This is a genomic window from Streptomyces kebangsaanensis (genome assembly GCF_001906585.1).
GTDB lineage: Bacteria > Actinomycetota > Actinomycetes > Streptomycetales > Streptomycetaceae > Streptomyces > Streptomyces kebangsaanensis.
This window is the reverse complement of record NZ_JUJA01000053.1, coordinates 90608-104257: the sequence shown is the minus strand read 5'-3', so window position 1 is coordinate 104257 and position 13650 is coordinate 90608. Positions and strand designations below refer to the sequence as shown.

Below are 13650 nucleotides of genomic sequence, written 5' to 3'. Positions count from 1 at the left end.
GTGGTCCCGGACGAGCAGGCAGACGGTGGAGGGCTCGCCGCCCGTGTCGCGCACACGGAGGTGGGAGGCGTAGACGGGGATGACGCGGCCGTGGGCGCCGCGGATGCCGTAGCTGCCTTCCCAGCGGGAGAGCTGGAGCGCCTCGGCGATGCCCGTGCTGGTGCCGGGGGTGTGCGGCCAGGCCGCGAGGTCGGTGAGTGGCTTGCCGGTGACCTGCTCGGCGGCGTAGCCGAAGAGTTCCTCGGCGTCCTCGTTCCAGGCGGTGATGGAGCAGCCGCGGTCGATCTGGACGACGGCCACGCGGACCCGGCCGTCGGCGAGCGGGAGGAGGTTGGCGGGCAGGGAGGGGCCGGCGGCGCGGGTGCCGACCGGGCGCTCGGGCAGGTCCAGTTGGAACCAGACCTTCTTGTGCGTGGGCGTGTACTCCACGCCCCAGCGGCCGGCCAGGGCCGCGCACAGCTGCAGGCCGCGGCCGCCCTCGCGGTCGGGGCTGCCCATGTTGACCGCGGAGCTCTGGACCGGGATCTCGCGCTCCGGATAGCGGTCGGAGACCTCGATGCGTGCCCCGTCGTCACTGCGCAGGCACAGCACGTCGGCGGCCGTGCCGGCGTGGACGACCGCGTTGGTGACCAGCTCGCTGGTGAGGACCACGGCGTCGTCGACGATGTCGCCGAAGCCCCAGCCCTGGAGGGTGTCGCGGACGAAGGATCGGGCGGTCGCGACCGATCGCCCCTGGGGCTCGAAGCTGGCGGCCGCGCGCGCGGTGATCACAGAACTCCCCATGTGTCGGCGTCCCCTGCCTCCCATGCCCGATTCCCCTGTCCGACCGCTACAGGGTAGTGGGGCCGTTGGCTCGGTGTTCATGGGTATCCCCATGAGGGACATCCTTGAACACCGGGGTGACGCGTCTCGCGTCACAGGTCGGCCCATGAGCCTCGACGAAGCTGCCGAACTGTTTTGGGCCCTCCCCCGGCTGAAGCAGGGGGATTCCTGCTTCAAACAGCTCATTCGCTCAGTGAACGGACGAGTCTGACGCCCTCGGCACCAGCCGGGACGGAACCTGCCCGGTCGCATCAGGTTACCGATGACTCCGCTCGGCCCGAAGACCCGCTTCTCGTCGGCCCGGAGCCCGGCGAAGGACAAGCCCTGCCCGGCTGGAGAACGAGGGATGCTCGTCGTGAGTTACGGTCATGGGCCGACGCGCCCGGTGCGTCATGGTGAAACACTGGGCAGGCTTCTGATGAAGGTCCGAGCAGGCTGAGTGTGTTCTCCGCACCCGGGACAGCAGCCCTTGGTGTGGCCTGATTACATCGGGCGGATATACGCAGCAGTAACTGGTACGCCGAACGGTAGTACCGGGGCACAGCAGCAACGGTCGACCCCTGCGGGAGGGACACAGTGGAGTCTGGCGCAGCGACGCGGAGCACGAAGACGCGCGCGAAAGGCGGACAGTCCCTGAAGAGCCAGCGTAGAACGCACAAGGGTACGACAGAGGTGGACACGGCCGCCCTGAACCGACTGCTGGCCGCTCTGACGGCGATGCGCGACGGCAATTTCCGCAAGCGGCTCACGGTGTCCGGGGACGGCGTGATGTCGGAGATCGCGGCGGTCCTCAACGAGGTCGCCGACCGCAATCTGCATCTGACGGGCGAGCTGTCGCGCGTACGGCGCATGGTGGGGCGTGAGGGGAAGCTCACCGAGCGGCTGGAGACGGGCGCCTGCGAGGGCTCCTGGGCGAGTGCGATCGACAACTCCAACGCGCTCGTCGACGACCTCGTACGACCTGTCTCCGAGGTCGGCCGGGTGCTCTCCGCGGTCGCCGAGGGCGATCTGTCGCCGCGCATGGAGCTGCGCACGCAGGTGCCGGAGGGCGCCGGGCAGCCGCTGCGCGGCGAGTTCCTGAAGGTCGGGCGGACGGTCAACAACCTGGTCGACCAGTTGTCGACGTTCACCGACGAGGTCACGCGCGTGGCCAGCGAGGTGGGCACCGAGGGCAAGCTGGGCGGGCAGGCGCGGGTGCGGGGTCTGTCCGGTTCGTGGAAGGACCTCACCGACTCCGTCAACACGATGGCGTCCCGGCTGACCGCGCAGGTGCGGGACATCGCGCTGGTCACCACGGCGGTGGCCAAGGGAGACCTGTCGCGGAAGGTCACCGTGCACGTCGCCGGTGAGATGCTGGAGCTGAAGAACACCGTCAACACGATGGTCGACCAGCTCTCGGCCTTCTCCTCCGAGGTGACGCGGGTCGCCCGCGAGGTGGGCACGGACGGCATCCTCGGCGGTCAGGCGCATGTGCCCGGGGTCGACGGCACGTGGAAGGAACTCACCGACTCGGTGAACCTGATGGCCGGCAACCTGACGGCCCAGGTACGTGGAATCGCGCAGGTCACCACCGCCGTGGCCAACGGTGACCTGTCGCAGAAGGTGACCGTGCCCGCGCGTGGCGAGGTCGCGCAGCTCGCCGAGACGATCAACCAGATGACCGAGACGCTGCGGATCTTCGCGGACGAGGTCACGCGCGTGGCCAGCGAGGTCGGCGCCGAGGGCCGTCTGGGCGGTCAGGCGAACGTGCCGGGTGTGGCCGGTACCTGGAAGGACCTCACCGACTCCGTCAACACGGTGTTCCGCAACCTCACCACACAGGTGAGGGACATCGCCGCCGTGACGACGGCCGTGGCCAGCGGCGACCTGTCGCAGAAGGTCACCGTCGACGTGGCCGGCGAGATGCTGGAGCTGAAGAACACCGTCAACGGCATGGTGGACCAGCTGTCGGCCTTCGGTGCCGAGGTCACGCGGGTGGCGCGGGAGATCGGCGTCGAGGGCGAGCTGGGCGGTCAGGCGCAGGTGCCGGGCGCGGCGGGAGCGTGGAAGGACCTCACCGACTCCGTCAACACCGCGTTCCGCAACCTCACCGGACAGGTCAGGAACATCGCCCAGGTGACGACGGCCGTGGCCAACGGTGACCTGTCGCAGAAGGTCACCGTCGACGTCTCCGGCGAGATGCTCAAGCTGAAGAACACCGTCAACACGATGGTCGACCAGCTGTCCGCCTTCGCCGACCAGGTGACCCGGATGGCCCGGGACGTGGGTACGGAGGGCCGCCTGGGCGGCCAGGCGGTGGTGCCGGGCGTGTCCGGTACGTGGAAGGAACTCACCGACTCCGTCAACTTCATGGCCGGCAACCTCACTTCCCAGGTGCGGCAGATCGCCCAGGTGACGACGGCCGTGGCCCGCGGCGACCTCTCCCAGAAGATCGACGTCGACGCGCGCGGGGAGATCCTGGAGCTGAAGAACACCATCAACACGATGGTCGACCAGCTGTCCGCCTTCGCCGACCAGGTCACCCGGGTCGCCCGCGAGGTGGGTACGGAGGGCCGCCTGGGCGGCCAGGCCCAGGTGCCCGGCGTCGCCGGTGTGTGGCGGGACCTCACGGACTCCGTGAACGGCATGGCGGGCAACCTCACCGCCCAGGTGCGCAACATCGCCCAGGTCGCCACCGCCGTGGCCCGCGGCGACCTCTCCCAGAAGATCACCGTGGACGCGCGCGGGGAGATCCTCGAGCTGAAGAACACCCTGAACACGATGGTCGACCAGCTCTCCTCGTTCGCCCAGGAGGTCACGCGCGTGGCGCGCGAGGTGGGCACCGAGGGCATCCTGGGCGGCCAGGCGGAGGTCCAGGGAGTGGCGGGCACCTGGAAGGACCTCACGCAGTCCGTCAACTTCATGGCGAACAACCTGACCGGCCAGGTGCGCAACATCGCCGAGGTCACGACCGCCGTCGCCAAGGGCGACCTGTCGAAGAAGATCACCGTCGACGCCAAGGGCGAGATCCTGGAGCTCGTCACCACCGTCAACACGATGGTCGACCAGCTCTCCTCGTTCGCCGAGCAGGTCACGCGCGTGGCGCGCGAGGTGGGCACCGAGGGCATCCTGGGCGGCCAGGCGCACGTGCCCGGCGTCGTGGGCATCTGGAAGGACCTCAGCGACAACGTCAACCTGATGGCCAACAACCTGACCATGCAGGTGCGCAACATCTCCCAGGTCGCGGCCGCGGTCGCCAACGGCGACCTGACCCGGACGGTGACGATCGAGGCGCGCGGCGAGGTGGCGCAGCTCGCCGACACGTTCAACACCATGGTGAAGACCCTGAGTTCGTTCGCCGACCAGGTCACCAAGGTGGCTCGCGAGGTGGGCACGGACGGCATCCTGGGCGGCCAGGCGTACGTCCCGGGGGTGGCCGGCACCTGGAAGGACCTCACCGAGTCGGTGAACCAGATGGCGTCCAACCTGACCGGCCAGGTGCGCAACATCGCCATGGTCACGACCGCCATCGCCAAGGGCGACCTGACGAAGAAGATCGACATCGACGCGCGCGGGGAGATCCTCGAGCTGAAGACGACCATCAACACGATGGTCGACCAGTTGTCGAGCTTCGCCGAGGAGGTCACCCGGGTCGCCCGCGAGGTGGGTACCGAGGGCCAGCTCGGCGGTCAGGCACGTGTGCGTGACGTCGACGGAACCTGGCGGGACCTGACCGAGTCCGTGAACGAGATGGCCGGGAACCTGACCCGGCAGGTGCGCGCCATCGCGCGCGTGGCGACCGCCGTGACCCGCGGCGACCTGAACCTGAAGGTCGACGTCGACGCGTCCGGTGAGATCCAGGAACTGCAGGACACGGTCAACAAGATGATCGCCAACCTGCGTGACACCACGATCGCCAACAAGGAGCAGGACTGGCTCAAGGGCAACCTGGCCCGGATCTCCGCGCTGATGCAGGGCCGCCGGGACCTCCAGGACGTGGCCTCGCTGATCATGAGCGAGCTGACGCCGGTGGTCTCCGCGCAGCACGGCGCGTTCTTCGTCGCGATGCCGCTGGTCGACGGCAGGGACCTCGTCGGCGAGGACGAGGGCGAGGACTCCTACGAGCTGCGGATGCTGGGCTCCTACGGCTACTCGATGGGCTCCATGCCGACGTCGTTCCGGCCGGGTGAGGCGCTGATCGGGACGGCCGCGCAGGAGAAGCGCACCATCCTCGTGGAGGACGCGCCCAGCGGCTACCTGAAGATCTCCTCCGGACTCGGCGAGGCGCCGCCCGCGCAGGTGATCGTGTTGCCGGTGCTGTTCGAGGACACGGTGCTCGGCGTCATCGAGCTGGCCTCCTTCACGCCGTTCACGCACATCCAGAAGGACTTCCTGAACCAGATCGCGGAGATGATCGCCACCAGCGTCAACACCATCTCCGTCAACACCAAGACCGAGCAGCTGCTGAAGCAGTCCCAGGAGCTGACCGAGCAACTTCGCCTGAGGTCCGAGGAGTTGGAGCAGCGGCAGAAGGCCCTGCAGGCGTCCAACGCCGAACTGGAGGAGAAAGCCGAGCTGCTGGCCCAGCAGAACCGTGACATCGAGGCGAAGAACTCCGAGATCGAGGAGGCCCGGCAGGTCCTGGAGGAGCGCGCCGAGCAGCTCGCGGTCTCCATGCGCTACCGCAGCGAGTTCCTGGCCAACATGTCGCACGAGCTGCGCACACCGCTCAACTCCCTGCTGATCCTGGCCAAGCTGCTCGCCGACAACGCCGAGGGCAACCTCTCCCCGAAGCAGGTGGAGTTCGCCGAGACGATCCACGGCGCGGGCTCCGACCTGCTCCAGCTGATCAACGACATCCTGGACCTGTCGAAGGTCGAGGCGGGCAAGATGGACGTCTCCCCGACGCGCATCGCGCTCGTCCAGCTGATCGACTACGTGGAGGCCACCTTCCGTCCGCTGACCGCGGAGAAGGGCCTGGACCTGTCGGTGCGGGTGTCGCCCGAGCTGCCCGCCACCCTGCACACCGACGAGCAGCGGCTGCTGCAGGTGCTGCGCAACCTGCTGTCCAACGCGGTGAAGTTCACCGACTCCGGGTCGGTGGAGCTGGTCATCCGCCCCGCGCGGGACGACGTTCCGCAGACCATCCGGGAGCAGCTGCTGGAGACCGGCTCGCTGGCCGACCCGGACGCGGCGATGATCGCCTTCTCCGTCACCGACACCGGTATCGGCATCGCGGCCAGCAAGATGCGGGTGATCTTCGAGGCGTTCAAGCAGGCCGACGGCACCACCAGCCGCAAGTACGGAGGCACGGGCCTGGGGCTGTCCATCTCGAGGGAGATCGCGCAGCTGCTCGGCGGCGAGATCCACGCGCAGAGCGAGCCGGGCCGCGGCTCGACGTTCACGCTGTACCTGCCGCTGCATCCGGGCGAGCTGCCGCCGCAGGGCTACCAGCAGCCCGGCTCCGTCCTGGACGTCGACGGACTGGCCGCCGCGCCCGGGCCGGACCCGTCCGAGCAGGCCGCCGCGCAGGTCGAGACGCCGGCGGAGGTGAAGTCGTACCAGGAGACGCAGAACGGCGCCGCCGCGCTCTTCCGGCGCCGTCGCAAGGCCCTGCCCGCCGCCGACCGGCGGCCGGCGCAGCAGGGGCCGCAGGAGCAGCCGGTGCAGGAGCAGTGGGCGGCGGGGACCGCCGTGGAGGCGGACACGGCCGCGCAGGGGAGCCGGGGCATCCGGTTCGGCGGTGAGAAGGTGCTCATCGTCGACGACGACATCCGCAACGTGTTCGCCCTGACCAGTGTGCTGGAGCAGCACGGACTGTCCGTGCTGTACGCCGAGAACGGCCGCGAGGGCATCGAGGTCCTGGAGCAGCACGACGACGTGGCGGTCGTACTGATGGACATCATGATGCCCGAGATGGACGGCTACGCGACGACCACGGCGATCCGGCGGATGCCGCAGTTCGCCGGGCTGCCGATCATCGCGCTGACCGCGAAGGCGATGAAGGGCGACCGGGAGAAGGCGATCGAGTCGGGCGCCTCCGACTACGTGACCAAGCCCGTCGACCCCGATCACCTGCTCACCGTGATGGCACAGTGGATGAGCCGGGAGTGACGAGGGACCGGTGGCGGGAACCTTCCGGGCGCGTGCGGAGTTGTTGACTCGGGGTGCCCGAAGCCGTGTAGAAGTGCGGGATTCGGGGAACCTTCTGGTCTCCCGCCGCGTTTCCGCTCCGTGCACAGTGACATCACGGTGACAGGGTGTGGTGACGGGCGGGGTGCGGCTACGATGACCGGCACAAGGACGGGCGGCGCAAGGGAGTCGTCCTCCGGGGCGGCACCCGCCGGTGCCTCCCTAATTCCTGCGGACAGGGGCGGCCCCAAGCCGGGGCGAGGAGGGCGGGCCATGGTGCAGAAGGCCAAGATCCTCCTGGTCGATGACCGGCCGGAGAATCTGTTGGCGCTGGAGGCCATCCTCTCTGCGCTCGATCAGACGCTGGTGCGGGCATCGTCCGGGGAGGAAGCGCTCAAAGCATTGCTCACGGACGACTTCGCGGTCATTCTGCTGGACGTCCAGATGCCGGGCATGGACGGCTTCGAGACGGCCGCGCACATCAAGCGGCGGGAGAGGACCCGGGACATCCCGATCATCTTCCTCACCGCGATCAACCACGGCCCGCACCACACCTTCCGTGGCTATGCGGCCGGCGCGGTGGACTACATCTCCAAGCCGTTCGACCCGTGGGTGCTGCGCGCGAAGGTCTCGGTGTTCGTGGACCTGTACATGAAGAACTGTCAGCTGAAGGAGCAGGCGGCCCTGCTGCGGCTCCAGCTGGAGGGCGGGGGCAAGGGATCGGTCGGCGACGGCAAGGAGTCGGCCGGCCTGCTCGCCGAACTCTCCGCGCGCCTCGCCGCCGTCGAGGAACAGGCGGAAGCCCTCTCCAAGCAACTCGACGACGAGTCCGCGGACGCGGCAGCGGTGGCCACGGCAGCCCATCTGGAACGCAAACTGACGGGGCTGCGCCGGGCCCTGGACGCGCTGGAGCCGGGGACGGGGAGCGCTTCGGCGGTTCCCTCCCAGGGCTGAGCCGGAACCGTCGACCGGGGCTGGGCACGGGCGCCGAGTGTGCGGGCCCGGCGAAGAGCGTCTGTCGTACGGTTTCCTGAAGGTGCGTCAGTTCTGCGCCTCTCCGTGGGCGACACGAACGGGTGAAGCCCTGGGCACACGTGTCCGCTGTCGTCTCCACCGGTAATCTCGCACCCATGGCCTCACGTCCCTCCGCAGCCAAGAAGCAGTCCGCGAAGAAGGCGGCCGCTCCCGGGGCGGCTCCGGCGAGGAAGGCCGCTGCGAAGAAGGCCCCCGCCAAGAAGGCGCCTGCCAAGAAGGCCGCGGCGGGAAAGCCCGCGCCCAGACCGGCACCCAATCCCACCGGGGGCGTGTACCGGGTCGTGCGCGCCCTCTGGCTCGGGCTCGCGCACGCCGTCGGCGCCGTGTTCCGCGGGGTGGGGCAGGGCGCCAGGAACCTCGACCCCGCGCACCGCAAGGACGGCGTCGCCCTGCTGCTGCTCGCCGTCACCCTGATCGTGGCCGCCGGCACCTGGGCCGATCTGAGCGGCCCCGTCGGCGACCTGGTCGAGATCCTGGTGACCGGGGCCTTCGGCCGCCTGGACCTGCTCGTGCCGATCCTGCTCGCGGCCATCGCCGTACGCCTCATCCGGCACCCCGAGAAGCCCGAGGCCAACGGACGCATCGTCATCGGCCTGTCCGCGCTGGTGATCGGCGTGCTCGGACAGGTCCACATCGCCTGCGGCTCACCCGCCCGCAGTGACGGCATGCAGGCCATAAGGGATGCCGGCGGGCTCATCGGCTGGGGTGCGGCGACCCCGCTGACGTACGCCATGGGCGCGGTCCTCGCCGTACCGCTGCTGGTGCTGCTCACCGTGTTCGGCCTGCTGGTCGTCACCGCCACCCCGGTCAACGCGATCCCGCAACGGCTGCGGCTGCTCGGAGTGAGGCTCGGCGTCCTGCCCGACCCGGAGGACGCCGAGTACACCGAGGACGACGTCCGCTACGACGAGCAGTGGCGCGAGTCGTTGCCCGCGCGCTCCCGCAAGCGCCGGAGCGCGCCCCAGGAGTACGACCCCGACGGCGCCGAGCAGGAGGCCCTCTCCCGGCGTCGCGGCCGTCCCCGGCGCTCGGCCGTGCCGCAGCCGGACATGGAGCGGCAGATGGACGCCGTGGACGTGGCCGCCGCTGCCGCCGCCGCGCTCGACGGAGCCGTCCTGCACGGCATGCCGCCCTCGCCGGTCGTCGCCGACCTCACCCAGGGCGTCACCGCCGCCGACCGCGGGGAGACGACGACCCCGGCCCCCGTACCGGCCGCGCGGACCAAGCGGACCGCGCCCGTGCGGCGCCCCGCGCAGGAGGAGCCGGCCGGTGTCCCCGACCTCACCAAGACCCCGCCGCCCCCGACGCGGGAGCTGCCGCCGCGCGCCGAACAGCTCCAGCTGTCCGGTGACATCACCTACTCCCTGCCCTCCCTCGACCTGCTCGAGCGGGGCGGCCCCGGCAAGGCGCGCAGCGCGGCCAACGACGCCATCGTCGACGCGCTCACCAACGTCTTCACCGAGTTCAAGGTCGACGCCCGCGTCACCGGGTTCACGCGCGGACCGACGGTCACACGCTACGAGGTCGAACTCGGGCCCGCCGTCAAGGTCGAGCGCATCACCGCGCTGACGAAGAACATCGCCTACGCCGTCGCCAGCCCGGACGTGCGGATCATCAGCCCCATCCCCGGCAAGTCCGCGGTCGGCATCGAGATCCCCAACACCGACCGGGAGATGGTCAACCTCGGTGACGTACTGCGCCTGGCGGAGGCGGCCGAGGACGACCACCCGATGCTGGTCGCGCTCGGCAAGGACGTCGAGGGCGGCTACGTGATGGCCAACATCGCGAAGATGCCGCACATCCTGGTCGCCGGCGCCACCGGCTCCGGCAAGTCGTCCTGCATCAACTGCCTGATCACCTCGATCATGATGCGGGCGACCCCGGAGGACGTCCGCATGGTCCTCGTCGACCCCAAGCGCGTCGAACTCACCGCGTACGAGGGCATCCCGCACCTGGTCACGCCGATCATCACCAACCCCAAACGGGCCGCCGAGGCGCTGCAGTGGGTCGTGCGCGAGATGGACCTCAGGTACGACGACCTGGCGGCGTACGGCTTCCGGCACATCGACGACTTCAACGCGGCCGTCCGCAGCGGCAAGGTGAAGGCGCAGGAGGGCAGCGAGCGCGAACTGCAGCCGTACCCGTACCTGCTGGTGATCGTCGACGAGCTCGCCGACCTGATGATGGTCGCGCCGCGCGACGTCGAGGACGCGATCGTGCGCATCACCCAGCTCGCGCGCGCGGCCGGCATCCACCTGGTGCTCGCCACCCAGCGGCCCTCCGTCGACGTCGTCACCGGTCTGATCAAGGCGAACGTGCCCTCCCGGCTCGCCTTCGCCACCTCCTCGCTGGCCGACTCGCGTGTCATCCTCGACCAGCCCGGCGCCGAGAAGCTGATCGGCAAGGGCGACGGGCTGTTCCTGCCCATGGGCGCGAGCAAGCCGACCCGTCTGCAGGGCGCGTTCGTGACCGAGGAGGAGGTCCAGGCGGTCGTCCGGCACTGCAAGGACCAGATGGCGCCGGTCTTCCGGGACGACGTCGTCGTCGGCACCAAGCAGAAGAAGGAGATCGACGAGGACATCGGCGACGACCTCGACCTGCTGTGCCAGGCGGCGGAACTGGTCGTCTCCACGCAGTTCGGCTCCACGTCCATGCTGCAGCGCAAGTTGCGCGTCGGCTTCGCCAAGGCCGGGCGGCTGATGGACCTCATGGAGTCCCGGGGCGTCGTCGGTCCCAGCGAGGGGTCCAAGGCGCGTGACGTTCTGGTGAAGCCCGACGACCTGGACGGCGTGCTGGCCGTGATTCGCGGGGAGTCCGAGGGGTAACAGGAAGAGACCGTCCGGCGGACGCGCTCGTTGCGGGCGGGTGCCTGGACCGTGATCCACCCGTTAGCGAGCGGCGGGCAACCGTTTCCCCTGGACACACGTCAAGTTGAGCAAGAAGACCGGTGCGGGGCCGACCTTGGGCGCGGCACCGGTCCCGCCATCGGACTGTCCGGCCATTCCGATGGCGTACAAAGTCCTACCGCCGGGTCGCTCCACCCTTGGCACCACCCTAGACTGAACCTCCAGCACAGGCGGCTACACGCTCGAAAGGCGCCCCCGTGTCCATCGGCAACTCCCCTGAAGACGAGCGTCCGTTCGAAGACGTATCCGAGGAAGCCCGCCCCTCCGTCGGCCGCGCCCTGCAGCAGGCGCGGATCGCCGCCGGAATGACCGTCGAAGACGTCAGCAGCGCCACCCGGGTCCGCACGGCCATAGTGCGCGCCATCGAGGCCGACGACTTCACCCCCTGCGGAGGCGACGTCTACGCCCGCGGGCACATCCGGTCCCTGGCGAAGGCCGTGCACCTCGACCCGGCCCCGCTGCTCGAGCAGTACGAGGCCGTGAGCGGCGGCCGCCCCGCCCCCACCCCGGCCGCCCCCATGTTCGAGGCGGAACGCATCCGCCCGGAGCGGCGCGGGCCCAACTGGACCGCGGCGATGGTCGCCGCGATCGTCGTCGTGGTCGGCTTCGTCGGTTTCACGGCCTTCAAGGACGGCGACACCGGCGCCAGGGTCGCCGAGGGCCCCACGCCCACCGCCGGCGAGACGTCCTCGCCCGAGCCGAAGAACAGCAAGCCCGCCGAGCCGAAGCCGGAACCGTCCGACAGCGCCATCGCGGCCGCGCCGCAGGACAAGGTCACCGTGCAGGTCAGCGCCGCCAACGGGCGCAGCTGGATCTCGGCCAAGGACCACAACGGCCGGATGCTCTTCGACGGGCTGCTGAACAAGGGCGAGACCAAGACCTTCCAGGACAGCACCAAGATCAACCTGATTCTCGGCGACGCCGGCGCGATCCAGCTCTACGTCAACGGCAAGAAGATCGAGGACCAGTTCCAGCCGGGCGCCGTGGAACGCCTCACGTACACCAAGGGCGACCCGCAGGCCGGATAGTACGCGAACAGGGCGCCGAGCAAGCACGTGGACAAGGGGTTGGCCGAGATCGGCCAACCCCTTCGACATGGGCCGTCACCGAGACAAAGTAGGCTTGAGCGCATGCCTGAACGCCGTACCGTCGCACTCGTCACTCTCGGCTGCGCCCGTAACGAGGTGGACTCGGAGGAGCTCGCAGGCCGTTTGGAGGCGGACGGCTGGCAGCTCGTGGAGGACGCCGCGGACGCGGACGTCGCCGTGGTCAACACCTGTGGCTTCGTGGAAGCCGCCAAGAAGGACTCCGTCGACGCCCTCCTGGAGGCCAATGATCTCAAGGACCACGGCAGAACGCAGGCGGTGGTAGCGGTCGGCTGCATGGCCGAGCGGTACGGCAAGGAGCTCGCCGAGGCCCTCCCGGAGGCCGACGGCGTCCTCGGCTTCGACGACTACACGGACATCTCCGACCGCCTGCAGACGATCCTGAACGGCGGCATCCACGCCTCGCACACCCCGCGCGACCGCCGCAAGCTCCTGCCGATCAGCCCGGCCGAGCGGCAGGACGCCGGCGCGGAGGTGGCCATTCCGGGGCACGGCCCCGCCGACCTTCCCGAAGGCCTCGCTCCGGCGTCGGGCCCGCGCGCACCGCTGCGCCGCCGCCTGGACGGCGCCCCGGTCGCCTCGGTCAAGCTCGCCTCCGGCTGCGACCGGCGCTGCTCCTTCTGCGCCATCCCCTCCTTCCGCGGCTCGTTCATCTCCCGCCGCCCGAGCGACGTGCTCAACGAGACCCGGTGGCTGGCCGAGCAGGGCGTGAAGGAGATCATGCTGGTCTCCGAGAACAACACCTCCTACGGCAAGGACCTGGGCGACATCCGCCTGCTGGAGTCCCTGCTGCCCGAGCTCGCCGAGGTCGACGGCATCGAGCGGGTGCGGGTGAGCTACCTGCAGCCCGCCGAGATGCGCCCCGGGCTCATCGACGTCCTGACCTCCACCCCGAAGGTCGCCCCCTACTTCGACCTGTCCTTCCAGCACTCCGCGCCCGGCGTGCTGCGCGCCATGCGCCGCTTCGGCGACACGGACCGCTTCCTGGAGCTGCTCGACACCATCCGCACCAAGGCGCCCCAGGCCGGCGTGCGCTCCAACTTCATCGTCGGCTTCCCCGGCGAGTCCGAGGCCGACCTGGCCGAGCTCGAGCGGTTCCTGAACGGCGCGCGGCTGGACGCCATCGGTGTCTTCGGCTACTCCGACGAGGAGGGCACGGAGGCGGCGACGTACGAGGACAAGCTCGACGAGGACGTCGTCGACGAGCGCCTGGCACACATCTCCCGGCTGGCCGAGGAACTCGTCTCCCAGCGCGCCGAGGAGCGCATCGGCGAGACCCTGCACGTGCTCGTCGAGTCCGCGGACGCCGAGGAGGGCGTCCGCGGCCGGGCGGCGCACCAGGCGCCGGAGACGGACGGCCAGGTGCTGCTCACGGACGGCGAGGGACTGAGCGCCGGCCGTATGGTCGAGGCGAAGGTGGTCGGCACGGAAGGTGTCGACCTGGTGGCCGAGCCGCTGACGGGCGCGTTCGCGCGGAGCGAGGAGGCAGGCAGATGACCGGAGTCCCGGCATCCGCGGCAGGCGGCTCCCCCGGCGCGCACGGGGCGGCCGCGGGGGCGGCCTCGCGCCGGCCCGGCGCGGACAGGGTCGCGGGCGCTCCTCGGGCCTCCCGTGCCTCGGATTCCGGCGGCCCCGGAGGTTCCGGTGGTCCCGGCGGCCTCGCCGGTACC

At 70.1% G+C, this 13650-nt stretch carries 6 protein-coding genes; 5 read left to right on the top strand and 1 reads right to left on the bottom strand.

Annotated features, from left to right (window positions below; translation table 11 throughout):
* Positions 1-807 (bottom strand): PAS domain S-box protein (locus RH94_RS42715; protein WP_407697270.1); only part of this gene is annotated, 807 nt, incomplete at its 3' end.
* 591 nt (positions 808-1398) lie between these two features.
* On the opposite strand from RH94_RS42715, the gene RH94_RS07880 reads away from it, so the two are divergent.
* From RH94_RS07880 to rimO, 5 genes are all read left to right on the top strand, one after another.
* Positions 1399-6915, top strand: a complete 5517-nt coding sequence (locus RH94_RS07880; protein ID WP_107428653.1) for a HAMP domain-containing protein — start codon at positions 1399-1401, stop codon at positions 6913-6915.
* A 291-nt stretch (positions 6916-7206) separates the two neighbouring features.
* Positions 7207-7887, top strand: coding sequence for a response regulator (locus RH94_RS07875; protein ID WP_073946913.1), 681 nt, complete (start codon positions 7207-7209; stop codon positions 7885-7887).
* 176 nt (positions 7888-8063) lie between these two features.
* Complete coding sequence (locus RH94_RS07870) at positions 8064-10793, top strand: DNA translocase FtsK (protein ID WP_073946912.1); 2730 nt, start codon at positions 8064-8066, stop codon at positions 10791-10793.
* A 278-nt stretch (positions 10794-11071) separates the two neighbouring features.
* A complete protein-coding gene (locus tag RH94_RS07865) occupies positions 11072-11902 on the top strand; it encodes a helix-turn-helix domain-containing protein (protein WP_073946911.1) in 831 nt (276 codons plus the stop codon).
* Between the two features lie 102 nt (positions 11903-12004).
* Positions 12005-13477, top strand: a complete 1473-nt coding sequence (gene rimO, locus RH94_RS07860; RefSeq protein ID WP_073946910.1) for a 30S ribosomal protein S12 methylthiotransferase RimO — start codon at positions 12005-12007, stop codon at positions 13475-13477.
* The last annotated feature ends 173 nt before the right edge of the window (positions 13478-13650 follow it).